The organism is Aureimonas fodinaquatilis, from assembly GCF_008369445.1.
GTDB classification, from domain to species: Bacteria; Pseudomonadota; Alphaproteobacteria; order Rhizobiales; family Rhizobiaceae; genus Aureimonas; species Aureimonas fodinaquatilis.
The window spans coordinates 277,424-293,001 of sequence record NZ_VTWH01000004.1 but is presented as its reverse complement, the minus strand read 5'-3'; the positions used below and the strand labels follow the sequence as shown (position 1 = coordinate 293,001).

The window sequence follows — 15,578 nt, the reverse complement described above, 5'->3', positions numbered from 1 at the left end:
GGCCAGGCAGGAGGCCGCCTCAAGCTGGCCTTTGGGAATGCTGAGAAAGCCCGCCCGCATGATTTCCGTGGTGTAGGCCCCGACATTGATGGTCAGCGCAATCACCGCCGCATTGAACGGACCGATGCGCGCGCCCAGCACAGCCAGACCAAAGAACAGCCAGAAAACCTGAATGACCAATGGGGTGTTGCGGATCGCCTCCACGTAGAACGCAACTGCGCGCCTTGCGAAAGGGCCGCCATAGAGGCGGGACACCGCGCAGAATGTGCCAAGCGCAAAGCCAGGAACAATGGAAAGCAGCGTCATCCAGATTGTTTGACGCACCCCAAGCCACAATTCCGGGGCGTACTCCCATATGAATGCGAAATCGAAGTTGTAGTTCAAATTCCCACCCCCCTATATGGGTGACGAAATGTAATTGCGTTTCAAAAATTGTCAATCGTTTCATTTTTTATGGTTGAAAAATGAAACGGTGGCCAGTAACGTCTATTTTATGAAACGGAGAGTCTCGTGAAAGACCCCTATCTCATCAGTTCCCTTGGCAAGGCGCTTTCGGTCATTGACCTGTTCACGGAGCAGCCGACCTGGAGCCTGGCAGAACTTGCGGCGAAACTGGATACCAGCAAGCCAACGATCTTTCGTATTCTTCATACATTTGAAGATTCGGGCTATCTGTCCAAGGATGTGGATACCGGCCGTTACCATCTCGGTATGCGGTTTTATGCCCTTGGCAATTCGGCCATTCGCAATGAGCAGCTAAGCTGGCAGGCCTATGCGCCGCTGCAGGAACTGGCAACACAGACCGGCGAAACGGTGTATGTGGGCATTCTTTTTGGCGGGGAGGCTGTGTGCGTACAACTGGTTGATGGCTCTGCCACTGTCAGAATGCACTCCTTCATCGGCAAGCGAAGCCCGGCCCACGCCAGCACGCTGGGCAAGGTCATTCTGGCGCATCTGCCATCTGCCGATGTGGACGACTTTCTTCAGCAATATGGCATGAAAGCCTACACGCCGAACACGATCACAGAGCCTGAAAGCTTCAAGCAGGAGCTTCGCCGGATTTTTGAGGATGGTTTTGCCATCGACAATGAAGAGCTGGAGTTGGGCTTGAGCTGTGTTGGCGCTCCGGTCAGCGACAACACCGGCCGCGTTTTTGCGACAATCGCCGTTTCCGCGCCCGTTTCTCGCATGGGTGCGCAACAGATCGTCAAACTGGTGCCCATGGTCCAACAGACCGCACGGCAAATTTCACGTCTGCTCGGCAGCCCGGTGCTGCACGAAAACACATAACATCATCCAGGGAGTTTCTTATGAACAGCCGCAGCGGTACAGTTAATGGCGCCGATCTTATCGTCAATCATCTCGTTGAAGCCGGCATGCCGTATCTGTTCGGTGTTTGCGGGCACGGCAATGTCGGCTTTCTCGATGCGGCTTTCAAAGCGTCCGACCAGATCCGCACTATCTCGGTTCACCACGAACAGAGCGCCGGCTATATGGCGGATGCGTACTACAAGATCAAGCACGAGCCGGTCGCCACGTTTACGTCCTGTGGGCCTGGCTCTTGCAATCTGGTTATAGCTCTCGCTGCAGCCATGATGGACTCTTCCGCATTTCTGGCAATTACCGCCAATGTGCCGACCAGCCAGTTCAACCGCATGCCGTTTCAGGAAACCGGCCTGCAGTTCCAGGGCGATTTCCCATCCGTTATCCGGCCGTACGTCAAACGCAGCTTCCAGCCCACGCGCGTTGACATGGTGCCGCTTGCAGTTCGGCAGGCATGCCAGTTGCTGACATCGGGCCGGCCCGGCCCGGTCAATCTTGATGTGCCGCTCAATGTGTTCGTTGAAGAAGCGGATGTGGAGGCACAGCCGGTCGCCCCGCAACTGAACACGCGTTCACCCGGGGACCCGGCACAGCTTTCCAAAGCGCTTGATCTTTTGCTTGGCGCCAGCCGCCCGGTTATCGTGGTCGGGCAGGGCGTGCTGCTCAGCGAGGCATCCGCAGAGTTGCAGGAATTTGCTGAACTGACCGGTATTCCAGTTGTCACCAGCCCGAATGCCAAAGGGGCAGTGAGCGAGCGGCATCCGCTTTGCTATGGGCCGGTTGGTCGCAATGGCCCCTATGCTGCAAACGAGGCGACACGGCATTCCGATGTGATGATTGCCATTGGATTCAGCTTTGACGACCGCGCCACAAGTGCCTGGCTGGACGGCTACACCTTCAGCCGCACCACGAAGCTTGTTCAGATCGATGTTGATACGACTGAAATCGGCAAGAACTACACGCCGTATATGGGCATTGTCGGAGATGCCAGAGCATCGCTGGCGCTTCTGAGTGAACAGGCACGTGGGCGCATCACCGGCACGGAAAACCGCTATGCCGGATGGATTAATGATCTGAATGGTAAAAGGGACCTCTGGAACAAATACCAGAACAGATTCAAGGATTCTCAGGATATGCCGCTGCGGCCTGAGCGGCTGATGGATTCGCTTGCAAAAGTGGTTCCGGAAAATGCCATTATCGCCAGCGACGTGGGCGTCCACCACAATTGGGTCATTCAGCTATGGGAAACGCTGCGCCCGCGGCAGCTTCTGCACAGCTGGGGCTTTGCCGCCATGGGCTATGCCACGTCCGGCATTCTCGGTGCCAAGCTGGCTGCTCCGGACCGGCCATGTGTGGCAGTGTGCGGTGACGGCTCATTTCTCATGACGCCGCATGCCCTTGCAACCGCCGTCGAGTACGACATTCCAGTGGTCTGGGTGGTCTGGAACAATTACGGCTACGGTTCCATCCGCGACCTGCAGAAAGGCTTCTTCGGGGGGCGTGAACTGGCCACCAGCTTCCTGCACGACAAAACATCCACACCCTATAGCCCTGACTTCACCAATCTGGCGCATGCCTTTGGCGTGGATTCCATTCGCGTTGACCACGCCAGCCAGCTTGATGACGCCATAAACCAGGCGATTGCCGCCAACAAGCCCTATCTGGTCGAGGTGCCGGTTTCCGGAGACATCCGTCCGGTTGGCACCGGAACATGGGAATTGCCGCCACTCGGCCATCATGAGCCCAACTTTCTTGCCGCCGCCAGAAGTCAGGGACTTCTTTGATAAAAATCTTAATGGATTTCTCAAATTCAGCCATTTCGCCGGAATGGCTGCCTCTTCTGTGCAGAAAGATGCGATATGAGCGGTTGGCCAATTGCAATCAACACCTATTCCTACATCTGGCGCTATAGCGCGCTGGATGCGATTTCACATCTGGCGGATCTGGGTTATCGCCAGTTCGAGCTGCTGGTCAACAATCCGCATTGCTGGCCAGCCAGCATTTCACAGGCGGATCGGCGCCAGATCCGCGGGGTTCTGGACAGCCGGGAACTGGAAGTTCTGATCCTTAATCCACCCAGTCTGGATTTAAACCTGGTGAGCGCGGCGGCTGAAATGCGGCGCTACAGCATTGATCATTACCGGGATGTTATCGACCTTGCGGCGGATATCGGTACGCCCGATGTTCTGATTGTTCCAGGTCGAATTCATCCTTTGCTTCCTGCTCCGGCCGCATCGGTCTGGATGTGGTTTCAGCATGCCATGGACGAACTGACTGCACATGCGGATCAGCGAGGTGTTGGTCTGGTGCTGGAAAATGTTCCAGCGACCTTTGCACCGCGCGCCGACGATTTGCTTGGCGTGTTGCAAAGGCTTGGCAACAGCCGGATCGGTATTGCCTATGATGTGGCGAATGCGGTCTTTGTGGGCGAAAATCCCGCAGACGGAATTCGGACCCTCGCCAAACATCTGCGCATGATCCACCTGTCGGATACGGGGCTGTCGAAGTGGGCGCATTCGCCCGTCGGCACGGGTATCGTGCCCTTTGCCGAAGTGGCGCAGGTGCTCCGGGAGCTGGACCTGAAAATTCCGTCTGCATTGGAAATCATTTCTGACGAGGCTGACGCCGGTATTGTTTCCAGCCACAAGGCGCTGGCCCGACTGGGGTGGGACACCTGTCCGGTCAAGTGATCCCTGAATACTCAGTATTTTGAATTTGTTACGCGCGTGCAATGCGCCGGGAGGAAGTGCATGAGGGAATATGGCCTGCATATTGGTGGCCAGTCTGTCAAAACGGCAAAGCTTGCCGATGTGACAAACAAGTTTACCGGAGAAGTTTTCGCCAGAATCTGTGTGGGCACGGCAGACAATGTGCGCGATGCGGTGGATGTTGCGCGTGATACCCAGCGCATCCATCCGCTGACACCAACACAGATCCAGGCCATATTTGTGCGCGCTGCCGACTTGATCCGCGCGCGCAGGCAGACAATTGCCCGAACCATGGCATTGGAATCGGGCATGACGATCAAAGACGCACTTGGCGAAATTGAACGGGCAATACACACCCTTGTCTTGTCGGGCGAGGAGGCAAAGCGGATTTCCGGCCATGTGGTACCGATCCAATCCACGCCGGGCATGGAAAACCGAATGGCTTTTACTATACGGGTTCCTGTTGGTGTGGTGGGAGCGATCACGCCATTCAACGCGCCTTTCAACAATGTATGCCACAAGATTGCCCCGGCTATCGCCGCTGGCAATGCCATCGTGTTGAAGCCCGCACCTGCTACTCCTCTTTCGGCGCTTGCCTTTGTTGAAATTCTTGAAGAGGCGGGCTTGCCCGCGGGATTTGCCAATATTGTAACTGGCGATGCTGACGTGGGCGCGGCCCTTCTGGCGGATCAGCGAATTGGATTTTACAGTTTCACCGGTAGTGAAAAAGTCGGAGCCATCGTCAAGCGCGACAGCGGCTTTCGGCGGGTTGCGCTTGAATTGGGTAACAACTCGGCCTGCATTGTCTGCGCTGATGCCGATCTGGAACTGGCTGCTCCTCTGATTGTCAGAGGAGGCTACCGGAAGGCCGGTCAGGTGTGTGTTTCGGTGCAGCGAGTGTATGTGCATCGCAGTGTTGCCGCACGCCTGGGGGATATGCTTGCCAGCCATATTGCAAAGCTGAAGGTCGGTGACCCGCTGGATCCTGAAACGGATGTTGGCCCGCTGATCACGGCCGAGAAATGCGTGGAGCTTCTGGCATGGATTGACGAGGCCGTTTCTGCCGGAGCACGGATTGCTGCTGGCGGTCGCCGGCTGGACGGAAACATCATCGAGCCGACACTGCTTGTCGACGCCAGCCAATCCATGAGCGTCGTCTGCAAGGAAGTGTTTGGGCCAGTGATCTCGCTGGTGCCTTTTGGCGAGATCGACGAAGCGATTGATGCCGTGAATGACTCACCCTATGGCCTGCAGAGCGGCATTTTCACCACGAATATCGATGTTGCCTTCAAGGCGGCCCGCCGCTTGAATGTCGGTGGTGTCAACATCAATGAAACGTCCAATACACGTGGTGACATCATGCCTTATGGCGGCGTGAAACACAGCGGGTTTGGCCGTGAGGGCCCTTATTACGCCATTCGCGAAATGACTGACGAACGGCTCGTCATGATCAACCATCAGGAACAGTAAGATGCCTTCAGAAAACAAAGCAAAAACGCTGGTTATCACTGGTGGCGCCGGTGATATTGGCGGCGCGCTGATCACCGGGTTCCTGGCAAAGCACTATCAGGTCATTGCCGTGGATCGCGATCAGGCGCGCCTGGATGCTCTTGAAAAGCGAGATGGTCTGCACACAGTCGCGATTGATATTACCCAGGAAGACAAGGTTGCGGAGCTGTTTGAGAAGACCGTTCCGCAGATTGTGGGCGAGCTTGGCGTTCTGATCAATGGTGCAGGCGTGATGGTGCGGGCGACGCCGCACGAAACCACGTTTGAAGAATGGCGCCGTGTCATGAGTGTGAATCTGGACGCTGCCTTTCTGTGCGCGCGCGGGGCTGGCCGTCTCATGCTTCAGCAGGGTTATGGCAACATTATCAACATTGCATCCATGGCAGGCATAAAGGCGCTTGACCGTCGGGTGGCCTATTGCACCTCAAAAGCAGGCATTGCCCATATGACCCGTGTGCAGGCACTGGAATGGGGCAATCTCGGCATCCGGGTGAACGCCATTGCCCCGGGTTTCATTCTCGGGTCGATGAACGCCGATCTGCGCAAAGACCCCAGGCGCTATGAAGCCATGAACAGCCAGGTGCCAATGAACCGGTTCGGGCAACCGGAGGAACTGGTAGGGCCGGCCTTGTTTCTTGCGTCGGACGAATCCAGCTATATCAACGGCCATGTGCTTGCCGTTGATGGCGGGCTGCTTGTAACCTGACGCAGCAGCGCTCTGGCCTGTTAGCAAACCAACGGAGATTTTCGCCGCCCGGCGCGGCGGAAATGACTTTGTTGCCTCAGCCGACCATCATTTGACCCTGGCCCACGTCAAAGCATCATCCGCATATGCTGATCCCACAGGATCCAGATCGTGCCGCCGATGACGATGCTGATCATCAGCAAAGTCAGCAGAACAAGGCGCAGGTCATCGCGATGCGATCTTTCATGGTCGATATGAAGGAAGCACCGCAGGTGCACGGCAGTTTGCACCACCGCAAGCACGCCAAGGACTGCAAGCATATTTCCCGGAGGCAAAATCTTTAAGGCGACAAGGCAGAATGCAATGATGGTCAGCACCGTTGCCAGCACAAAACCAACGACATAGCTGCGCCGCTCGCGGTTTTCGTCTTCATGGCCCGTCGCATGCGCATCGTTCGAAGCATTGTTGGTCATGACACAACTCCGAACAGGTAGACGAATGTGAAGATACCCACCCAGACAACATCCAGCATGTGCCAGAACAGGCCAAGGCGCAGCAGACGCAGCTTGACGGCCCCGCTCACACCGAACACGCTGATCTGCACCATCATCACCAGCATCCAGACAAGACCTGCCGTTACGTGGGCAACATGCGTTCCGGTCAGCAGATAGTAGGCAGACAGGAACCCGCTGGTGCTGGGTGTCGCGCCATGCACGGTTGCCATGATGTAGTAGTCTCTAAGTTCCATGGCCACGAAGGCCGCGCCCAGCAGCCCGGCAACTGCCAGCCACAGGTGAAGGCGGGAAACATTGGCGCGATACTTCATTTCCAGCGTGGCAAAACCAAAGGCAAAGCTGGATCCGAGCAGCAGCATTGTTTCCAGAAATGCCGATCCGAGGTCAAAAACGTCGGCCGGCGTTGGCCCCTGCGCGATGCCCTGCACACTCATTGCCGCATAGGTGGCAAACAGCGCGCCGAAGATCACCAGATCCGCCATCAGGAACAGCCAGAAGCCGAACACGATTCCTTCAGCAGCGCGATGCGTTTCAGGGTCGGTGCTGCCGAGGTTGATGCCAGGGTGCAGGTTGCGGGTTCGAACCATGCTCATAGCGCCGCCCCCACAACGTGCTGCCCGCGCTCAGGCAGGTGCTGAAGAAGATCTGGTATTGCCTTGCCCCTGTTCTGCGGGCTCATCTCCAGATCCCGATTAACGCCGACGGCATCGCGGATTGCAGCCAGAAATGCCTCGTTTTCAGCTTTCAGCAATGATGCGGGTATGATCTTCATTGTGTTGGTAACGAATGAACGAGCAATAACGACGGCCCATAGTCCGATGAACGACACGATGACCAGCCACCAGATGTGCCAGACGAGCGCGAACGCCAGGGCCAGCGCTGCCAGTCCGATCAGCGGTGCTGACATGGAATTTCGAGGGATCTCGACATCCTCATAGGCCTTTGGCGGCTGATAGGCGATGCCGGCCTCTTTATTCTCGGCAAAGGCATCACGCGAAGTGACCACCGGAATGACCGCAAAATTGTACTCGGGTGGCGGTGAGGGGATGGACCATTCCAAAGAGCGCCCGTCCCATGGATCTCCCAGTGGCACTGCAAGTTCCTGCCGATCTCGATAGGACACAATGACCTGCACGATGAGATAGGCCACTCCGGCCATGATCAGCAGAACTCCGAGCATGGCCACCGCAAAGTAAGGCAGGTACGCCGGCTCGGACCAACTGATCGTGCGACGTGTGGCCCCGGTCATGCCAATGAAGTAAAGCGGGAAGAAAGCCAGAATGAAGCCGGGCGCAAAACACCAGAAGGCGCGCCGGCCCATTGCCTCGTCCAGCCTGAAGCCGAACACTTTCGGGAACCAGTAAATGTACCCGGCAAAAAGCCCGTACAAGACGCCCGGAATGATCATGTTGTGGAAATGCGCGATCAGGAAGAGCGAGTTGTGCACCTGAAAGTCCACTGTGGGATTGGACAGAAGAATGCCGGTCATGCCGCCGATGATGAAAACGACGATGAAGTAGATATGGAAAAGCATCGGCGTTGTGAGACGGATGCGCCCGCGGAACATTGTCAGCATCCAGTCATAGATTTTCACGCCTGTTGGAATGCCGATGATCATCGTGCCGATGCCGAAGGCGACGTTGACTGCCGCGCTTTGCCCCATCGTGAAGAAGTGATGCAGCCAGACAAGAAACGAGACGAAGGCTATGCCGATTGTTGCATAGACGAGCGAGCGATAGCCGTAGAGCTTCTTGGCCGAAAACGTGGGCACAATTTCAGACCACATTCCGTAGACCGGCAGAATGAGAATGTAGACCTCGGGATGGCCGAACAGCCAGAAAAGATTGGCATAGTTCATCATGTTGCCGCCATTGGAATTGGTGAAGAAGTTGAATTCCAGATAGCGGTCCAGTGCCAGCATCGTGGTGGCAGCGGTCAGCGGTGCCAGCGCGAAAAGCATGAGTGCCGAGGCGCAAAGCGTGGTCCACGAGAACAACGGCATCTGCATCAGCGTCATGCCGGGGCAGCGGTTTTTGTAGACTGTTGCCAACAGGTTGATGGCCGTCATGGTTGAGCCGATGGTGCTGAGCGTGACCGCCCAGATCCAGTAGTCCACCCCCACGCCGGGACTGTATTCCAGCCCGGTGTAGGGCGGATAGGCCGACCAGCCGCCGGTGGAAAACTCGCCAAGCACCAGAGACGCCATGACCAGCACGGCACCTGCGGCCGTGAGTGCCAGGGAAATGGCATTCAGCAGCGGAAACGTGACATCGCGAGCGCCGATCTGCAGCGGCATGATGTAATTCATGAAGCCGGTGATCATTGGCATTGCCACGAAAAAGATCATGATCGTGCCGTGCGTGGTGAACAACTGCGCAAAATGATCCGGCGCCAGATACCCTGCGCCGTCATAGGCCGCCAGTTGCTGCGAGCGCATGACCCCGGCCTCGATGACGGCACGCACAAACATGACAATGGCCAGCACGATGTACATGATGCCGATGCGCTTGTGATCCAGGCTTGTCAGCCAGTTCTTCCACAGCGGCACCCACCACCCCATGACGGAAAGAAGCGCCACAACGCAAATAGCGCCCAGAATGACGATGCTGCCTGCGCCAAATGCCACAAATTCACTGGATGAAGGGTTTTCAAATGCGCCAGTGAACACAAAGGAATCCCAGCGCAGCTTGCCGAATATCATGTCCCAGTTCATTGCTGCGCCCCCATCGTGCCGTGCTGATGTGGCGCGGCTTCACCCGCGCCGTGTGGTTGGTCGTGCGCTCCGTGAGAGTGGGGGGTATCGACCATACTGGGTGAAAAACTCGCAACAATGCGACGAAACAAACCTTCCTCAAAGCCTGAGTAGAAAACCGGATCCTGAGTTACGGAGGGCTTCGTCAACTCGCTGTAGCCAGCCCAGTCCAGCGTCGTGCCGGAGGTTTTTTGCGATTCAACCCATTGCGTAAAGTCGTCTGGTGCCAGCACCGCGGTGGTGAAGGACTGGGTTGCAAAGCCCGTGCCATTATATTGGGTGTTGCGGCCTACATATTCCCCCGCCGCATCAGCCAGAAAATTCAACTGTGTCTGCATACCGGCCATTGTGTAGATCTGCCCTGCCAGTTGCGGAACCATGAAGGATTGCATGACCGTGCCGCTGGTGAGGCGTAAGGTCACCGGCCGGCCTTCCGGAATTGCGAGATAGTCAATTGTTGCAATTCCCTGCTGCGGATAGAGAAACAGAAATTTCCAGTCGAGCGTCACAACCTCAACCTCGAGAGGATCTTCGCCAAGCGGCTTGTAAGGGTCGAATTTGAAGGTGTAGCTCCACAGGGCAATGCCCAGAAATGCGACGATGACAACCGGGAAACCCCAGATTGTCGCCTCCACAGTTGCATTGAATTCCCACTTCGGCCTGTAGGCACCTTTGCCGCCGCGCCGATATCGAATGAGGAGTATGGGAACTGCGATGAAGATTGGCACCAGAACCAGCATCATGATGGCAACAATGACGCCAAAATGGTGGATTTGCGCCTGAGCAATCGGCCCTGCTGGTTCGATGAATCCTCGGGGCGAAGATGGCCCGGCAGCGTAGGCGCTGTGCGACCAGACCAAAGCTGCCGCCGCAAGAAGCGCAGCGCTGCCGCGGCTGGCTATTCCCCGGGCAAATTGCCACAATGCCATATGTCCCCCGACACCATATCTGCCGATCGGCACCGACTTCTTGCTGGTCGGCTGTTGCATCTCGGATTTAGTCTGCTGCGGCTAGCCGCAGTGAATTCCTGATGGCCGGACAAAGCCGTCCAGTCATAATGAGACTAGTCTAATGTATAAATGACAGTAAAATCTTCCAAAAAACTTTTGTGCTGGTGATGCCGGAGATTTGTCGCTTTTCGACCGCGACACAAATCTTTGCCATCACGTGGCACGCTGTCATTCATCTTTCGGTCTAGTCACTATGGCCAAAATACGGCAAATTAGAACCGTTGCAATAAAATAGTTGCACGGCGCATTGAAATTCTCCAGTCTCAACAGGGGCTTCGGGACACAGCGTCGGGGGAAAGATAAGTTGGCGAACCAGATCTCCCGCAGAAATCTTCTTAAACTTGGCACATTTGCCGGCATCACCGTGCTTCTCGCCCGTGCCCCTGCCGCAGGGGTGGAGATGAATTCCGGTCCATCATCCACGGGCTGGATCGGCGGTGATGGCAAGGCGCAGTTTCGCTGGGATGCGATACGAAAAGTCACGGGGCAAAAGAACTTTGCACGCGACTATCGCGCCCGGGATCTGGCGGGATGGCCCAAGCAACAGAGCTATGCCTTCATGCTGAAGGCTACGCAGGCGGCTCGCACATTTGAGGGCGTCAACCTTGCTGTTCTGGGTGAAGATCTGCAGCCGGATCGGCTGCTTTTGCAGGAGGATCTTGATGCTGACGGGCTGAACATCCCGCAGGATTCCGACATGGGCAAGGGCTTCTACGGCGTGAACATTCTGGTGCCGAAGGGGCAGACGCCGCCGCTCCTGGGACACCCCGTTGCTATCCTCATCTATCAGTATTTCGCCCGGTTCGAGGCTGCGCGTCGAGTTCTGCAGTTTGATGAGTCCGCTGTTTTGTATGGCGCGGAAACAGGGCCGCGCCCTCCGGCCAATTATGGTGCAGGCCGGTTTATCCGTGTTGCGGGGCAAACGCCTTACGATCCGCCGGTCTTTTCCAGCTTTCAGGACGCTGCCATCAAGGGCGGCTTTCGCGGCAATACGCCTGTCTGGCCGCCTTTGGCACCAGAAGGCGAGGTGCAAATTCCACCTGTGCTGCGAAAAGACCGGGGCGGCGGCTTCGTAACAGCGCTGCAAGCAGCCGACGAAAAGCCGGATACTCAGGGGCGCGGCATGGACGCCGCGGCTCAAATTCAGAGTGATATCGAGGCTGCGCGGGTTGATCCGGCCAAACTTGTCATGGAGCGTCACGGCTTTTCACAGTCCATCGATCCTTGCGCCATGGAGCCTGACAACTGCAATGCCTGGTACGACAGTGCCAGTCGGACTTTGCACATCCTCACAGCCACGCAATCCCCCGCTGGTATTGTCAGCGGCGTAACCGCAATGATGAAGGACAACAAGGCATTTCCCGTGGAAACGCTGGTGCTGATGACGGGCTCAACCGTCGGCTACGGCTCCAAGGATTATTCGGTATTTCCATTTTACGCCGTCGCTGCCGCCTTTTATGGAAACGGGTTGGCGGTGCGCATTGCAAATGACCGGTATGAGCAGTTTCAGATGGGAATGAAACGGCATTCCATGGAAATGGATGTAACCATCACCGCGGACCGCCAGAGCGGCAAGTTCGAAATTCTCAAAGGTATTTACAATTGCAATGGCGGCGGGCGGGAAAACCTTTCTGTCGCTGTGTCGCATGTCGGCGCGCGCGGCGCGCAATCACTCTACTACTTCCCGAAATCCGACCTCACAGCGCTTGCCATGGCAACGCCGGCAGTCGAGGCGGGGTCGATGCGCGGCTTCGGCTCTCTTCAATCCATGGCCTTGACTGAAATCATGGTGGATGAAATTGCCGAAGAACTGGACATGGATCCAATGGAATTGCGGCGGCGAAACGCCTTGCAGCCTGGCGAGCCAAATACCCAGGGCGGGGTTGCGGCAGGGGACATGCGCCTTGTTGAAATGCTGGATAAGGCTGCGGCGCACCCGATCTGGCGCGACAGGGCAGCCCGAAAAACCGATTATGAGGCGGCCAATCCCGGACGCCTGTACGGTGTCGGGTTTGCTCAGGTTCAGCAGGTTTACGGCTCAAGCGGGGTTCCAACTGCCCTTGTGCTGGAGTTTGATGCTGAAGGGCAGTTGACCATGCGTCACTGCGTGCAGGAAATAGGCACGGGTGCAACGACCGCCCAGCAGGTCATGGTCTGGCAGGCGCTTGGCAAAGCGCCGGATGTGGTTGAGTTCGGGCTGACCGAGTTTGCTCAGCTTCCCCTGCACACCAGTTATGCGGACCAGAAGCGGCAGGATGAGCTTTCGCAGACCGATCCGTTCTGGACACCTGCGCTGATACCGGACATGAGCTCATCAAGCAGCGTTTATTATGTCGGCTTCGGCACAAGGCAGGCAGCGCGCTTTCTGCTGGAGCACAGCCTGTGGCCAGCCGCCCGCTCGATCTGGAGCAAAGGACAGGCCGGGGGCGCAATATCCAGTTTCAACGTCGGGTTTTCAGACATCCGCGTCGGGCCGGATGGGCTGGGCGGTGCAGGAATGCGGCCAATTCCGTTTGTTGAGCTTGCTCGCGAAGCGCATGCTCTCGGCCTCATTACCGGAGTTGCGGTGCACGCCTATAGCTGCTGGGAATGGGCGCGTGCGCAGTTCGACATACCCGGCATTGGCCTTCGCGATCTGCCGGTCGATGCATTGGCCGTTCAATATGGAAACGGTGCGCCGGTTGAGTTGAAATCCCGTATGACAACGCGAGGCTACGACTTCATCAAACGCCAGCGGGCCACCTATCCGCCAACCGACCGGAGCCGGGCCGGGCCAACAACCTACACCCCCGCTGCCTGTCTGGTTGAGTTGAACGTCAACAGCTTCACCGGGCAGGTGCAGATCATGCGCCACCATATGATCATCGACCCCGGCACCATGATTGTGCCGGAACTTGTATCCGGGCAGGTGCAGGGCGGGACGGCCATGGGCATCGGCCACGCCTTGCTGGAGGAACTGCCGTTGTATGATGACGGGCCCGGCAACGGGACCTGGAATTTCAACCGTTATGTGTTGCCGCGAGCTGGCGACGTCGCGGTATGGGCGCAGACGATCGATTATCTGCCGCCGCTTTCCGAGACATCGCCACCCAAAGGTATGGCAGAGCTTGGCATGATCCCGATTGTGCCAGCGACGGCCAACGCCGTGGCCCACGCGGTTGGCAAGCGATTTTACGAATTTCCGATCACGCCGGACAAGATCACGAGGGCCCTGCAATGAGCATCGAGACCCGCCCGCTGCAACTGACGATCAATGGAAAAAGCGTCGCCATGGACGCGGTGCCGGTTGGCATGCCGATGATCGATTTTCTGCACGAATATCTTGACCTGACAGGGACCCATTTTGGCTGTGGTCAAGGTGTTTGCCACGCCTGCACTGTGGTGGAAACGCATGGTGATGGCAGCACGAGCGAAAGCCGCACCTGTATTTATGATGCGCATTTCTTTTCCGGAAAATCGATCGTTACAATTGAAGGCCATGCGGATGCGGCAGGTGACGGAGAAGCGCAGCTAACGGCAGTTCAGCAGGCATTTATCAGGAATTTTGCCTTTCAATGCGGCTATTGCACACCGGGCTTTGTGGCGGGTGCCAGCGTTTTCATAGATGCTCTGAAACGGCAGCCAGTGCAAAGAGCTGATCTGGAAACCGCCATTGAACAAGCTCTTTCCGTGCATATCTGCCGATGCACCGGCTATGTGCGATATTACGAAGCTGTGCGAGCTGTTGCGTTGGAAACTCCCGGCTGCGTCATCGGGGCTGATGACCAATGAAGCAGCATCGGTTTCGCAACAGCATATTTGTGCTGGTGGTCCTGGGCTGTTCGGCAGGTCTGGCCATTCTGGCGGGTGCATTTCGGCAGTCGGCGGTTGCACCGGCGGCAGAGCAGCCGCTGACGGCGCAGCAAATGGCCGATCTGGCACCGCGTGGACGTGAACTGGCACTTGCGGGTGATTGTTTTGGCTGCCACTCGTTGCCGGAAGGGCCTATGGCGGCCGGCGGCGTGGCCATACCCACGCCATTTGGCACCGTTTATTCAACCAATATCACGCCGGATACCGTACACGGGATCGGCAGTTACAGCCGGGCAGATTTTCACCGGGCCTTGCGGGATGGGGTCGCAAAAGGCAGAGGCAACCTCTATCCGGCGATGCCGTTCGTCTTTACACATATTACCCGGCCGGATGATCTGGATGCGCTGTACGCATACATGATGAGCATCCCGGCTCTGCCGGTGGCCAACCTTGAAAACACCGGCGCATTTGCTTTGCCGGTTCGCCCTTTCATGAATTTCTGGACCCTGCTCAATTTTCCGGACAGATCGGCACCGGACAATCCCGAACGCTCCGAGGCTTGGAACCGGGGTGCCTATCTGGTCGAAGGGCTTGCGCATTGCGGCGCGTGCCATTCGCCGCGCAATTTCATGATGGGTGTGGAGTTTGATCGTGCGCTTCAGGGCGGCGACGTTGACGGCCTGGATATTCCGGACATAACCGCGCAAGCGCTGGCCCGGCGCGGCTTTGATGTGGCGACGCTTGCGAGCTATCTGGCAGACGGGGTCGCGCCGCAGGGCACTTCCTTTGCCGGAATGCAGACGGTAACGCATTTTTCCACTGGCGCTATGGAGGCCGCAGATGTCCATGCGGTTGCAACCTATCTCCTGACGGATGCCAGTGGGCAGATTGCTGAACCAGCCGCCCCGCCACAACCTTTGCCGGAAGCGGCACAGCCCGTTGCCGGCAGTGCAATGGATCGTGGCAGGCTTGCCTATATTTCAGCATGTGCCGGCTGCCATGGCGTGAGCGGTCAGGGAATACCCAATGTGGCTCCTGCTATGCATGGAAATGGCATAGTCGCCATGACCGAGCCGAAGGATGTTATCAACGTTGTGTTGAACGGTATTCCCACACAAGCCATGGGCAACGGCCAGCGCATGTATGCCATGCCGCCTTTCGCGCATGTGATAGAAGACAGTGAAATTGCCGATCTTGTAACGTGGATGCGTGCCGAATGGGGCGGGCAGGCGGTGCCGGTTACCGAGGCTGAAGTTGCCGCACAGGAAACGGCGGTTCAGTGAA

13 protein-coding genes are annotated in these 15,578 nt (G+C 57.1%); 8 read left to right on the top strand and 5 right to left on the bottom strand.

All coding sequences use genetic code 11. The features are described 5' to 3' along the window. Nucleotides 1-384 (bottom strand): amino acid ABC transporter permease (locus FPY71_RS16190; protein ID WP_149301349.1); only part of this gene is annotated, 384 nt, incomplete at its 3' end. A gap of 126 nt (nucleotides 385-510) precedes the next feature. Here FPY71_RS16190 and FPY71_RS16185 point away from each other — a divergent pair. From FPY71_RS16185 to FPY71_RS16165, 5 genes are all read left to right on the top strand, one after another. Further along, entirely contained in the window at nucleotides 511-1,290 is a 780-nt protein-coding gene (locus FPY71_RS16185; RefSeq protein ID WP_149301348.1) for an IclR family transcriptional regulator, read from the top strand. A gap of 20 nt (nucleotides 1,291-1,310) precedes the next feature. Next, nucleotides 1,311-3,107, top strand: a complete 1,797-nt coding sequence (locus FPY71_RS16180) for a thiamine pyrophosphate-binding protein (RefSeq protein ID WP_149301347.1) — start codon at nucleotides 1,311-1,313, stop codon at nucleotides 3,105-3,107. 75 nt (nucleotides 3,108-3,182) lie between these two features. After that, complete coding sequence (locus tag FPY71_RS16175; protein WP_149301346.1) at nucleotides 3,183-4,013, top strand: sugar phosphate isomerase/epimerase family protein; 831 nt, start codon at nucleotides 3,183-3,185, stop codon at nucleotides 4,011-4,013. A 60-nt stretch (nucleotides 4,014-4,073) separates the two neighbouring features. Continuing rightward, entirely contained in the window at nucleotides 4,074-5,501 is a 1,428-nt protein-coding gene (locus FPY71_RS16170; protein ID WP_149301345.1) for an aldehyde dehydrogenase family protein, read from the top strand. Between the two features lies 1 nt (nucleotide 5,502). Continuing rightward, nucleotides 5,503-6,246 carry an SDR family NAD(P)-dependent oxidoreductase gene (locus tag FPY71_RS16165; protein ID WP_149301344.1) on the top strand — a complete coding sequence of 248 codons (744 nt, stop codon included), beginning with the start codon at nucleotides 5,503-5,505 and terminating at the stop codon, nucleotides 6,244-6,246. 107 nt (nucleotides 6,247-6,353) lie between these two features. On the opposite strand, the gene cyoD is transcribed toward FPY71_RS16165, so the two are convergent. From cyoD to FPY71_RS16145, 4 genes are read right to left on the bottom strand one after another with little or no spacing between them, the layout of a single operon-like run. After that, on the bottom strand, nucleotides 6,354-6,698 hold the full coding sequence (gene cyoD / locus FPY71_RS16160) for a cytochrome o ubiquinol oxidase subunit IV (protein ID WP_149301343.1): 345 nt from the start codon (nucleotides 6,696-6,698) through the stop codon (nucleotides 6,354-6,356). After that, the gene (locus FPY71_RS16155) at nucleotides 6,695-7,333 is read right to left on the bottom strand and encodes a cytochrome c oxidase subunit 3 (RefSeq protein WP_210246313.1); all 639 of its coding nucleotides are present in this window, start codon (nucleotides 7,331-7,333) and stop codon (nucleotides 6,695-6,697) included. Before FPY71_RS16155 ends, cyoD begins: the two co-directional genes overlap by 4 nt. Continuing rightward, complete coding sequence (locus tag FPY71_RS16150) at nucleotides 7,330-9,453, bottom strand: cbb3-type cytochrome c oxidase subunit I (RefSeq protein WP_149301342.1); 2,124 nt, start codon at nucleotides 9,451-9,453, stop codon at nucleotides 7,330-7,332. The genes FPY71_RS16155 and FPY71_RS16150 overlap by 4 nt, the downstream gene beginning before the upstream one ends. After that, nucleotides 9,450-10,481, bottom strand: a complete 1,032-nt coding sequence (locus FPY71_RS16145; RefSeq protein ID WP_246160627.1) for a COX aromatic rich motif-containing protein — start codon at nucleotides 10,479-10,481, stop codon at nucleotides 9,450-9,452. Before FPY71_RS16145 ends, FPY71_RS16150 begins: the two co-directional genes overlap by 4 nt. Nucleotides 10,482-10,806: 325 nt before the next feature. On the opposite strand from FPY71_RS16145, the gene FPY71_RS16140 reads away from it, so the two are divergent. The 3 genes from FPY71_RS16140 to FPY71_RS16130 are packed head-to-tail and all read left to right on the top strand — an operon-like array spanning nucleotide 10,807 to nucleotide 15,577. Continuing rightward, complete coding sequence (locus FPY71_RS16140) at nucleotides 10,807-13,722, top strand: xanthine dehydrogenase family protein molybdopterin-binding subunit (protein WP_149301341.1); 2,916 nt, start codon at nucleotides 10,807-10,809, stop codon at nucleotides 13,720-13,722. After that, nucleotides 13,719-14,273, top strand: a complete 555-nt coding sequence (locus tag FPY71_RS16135) for a (2Fe-2S)-binding protein (protein ID WP_149301340.1) — start codon at nucleotides 13,719-13,721, stop codon at nucleotides 14,271-14,273. The genes FPY71_RS16140 and FPY71_RS16135 overlap by 4 nt, the downstream gene beginning before the upstream one ends. Further along, nucleotides 14,270-15,577 carry a cytochrome c gene (locus FPY71_RS16130; RefSeq protein ID WP_149301339.1) on the top strand — a complete coding sequence of 436 codons (1,308 nt, stop codon included), beginning with the start codon at nucleotides 14,270-14,272 and terminating at the stop codon, nucleotides 15,575-15,577. The genes FPY71_RS16135 and FPY71_RS16130 overlap by 4 nt, the downstream gene beginning before the upstream one ends. Nucleotide 15,578 lies beyond the last annotated feature (1 nt).

Bases quoted from the DNA above. Each gene is read 5' to 3' on its own strand.
- FPY71_RS16180 (WP_149301347.1), top strand. From the start codon at position 1,311: ATGAACAGCCGCAGCGGTACAGTTAATGGCGCCGATCTTATCGTCAAT.
- FPY71_RS16175 (WP_149301346.1), top strand. From the start codon at position 3,183: ATGAGCGGTTGGCCAATTGCAATCAACACCTATTCCTACATCTGGCGC.
- FPY71_RS16130 (WP_149301339.1), top strand. From the start codon at position 14,270: ATGAAGCAGCATCGGTTTCGCAACAGCATATTTGTGCTGGTGGTCCTG.
- FPY71_RS16165 (WP_149301344.1), top strand. From the start codon at position 5,503: ATGCCTTCAGAAAACAAAGCAAAAACGCTGGTTATCACTGGTGGCGCC.
- FPY71_RS16155 (WP_210246313.1), bottom strand. From the start codon at position 7,333: ATGAGCATGGTTCGAACCCGCAACCTGCACCCTGGCATCAACCTCGGC.
- cyoD (WP_149301343.1), bottom strand. From the start codon at position 6,698: ATGACCAACAATGCTTCGAACGATGCGCATGCGACGGGCCATGAAGAC.
- FPY71_RS16150 (WP_149301342.1), bottom strand. From the start codon at position 9,453: ATGAACTGGGACATGATATTCGGCAAGCTGCGCTGGGATTCCTTTGTG.
- FPY71_RS16135 (WP_149301340.1), top strand. From the start codon at position 13,719: ATGAGCATCGAGACCCGCCCGCTGCAACTGACGATCAATGGAAAAAGC.
- FPY71_RS16145 (WP_246160627.1), bottom strand. From the start codon at position 10,481: ATGCAACAGCCGACCAGCAAGAAGTCGGTGCCGATCGGCAGATATGGT.
- FPY71_RS16170 (WP_149301345.1), top strand. From the start codon at position 4,074: ATGAGGGAATATGGCCTGCATATTGGTGGCCAGTCTGTCAAAACGGCA.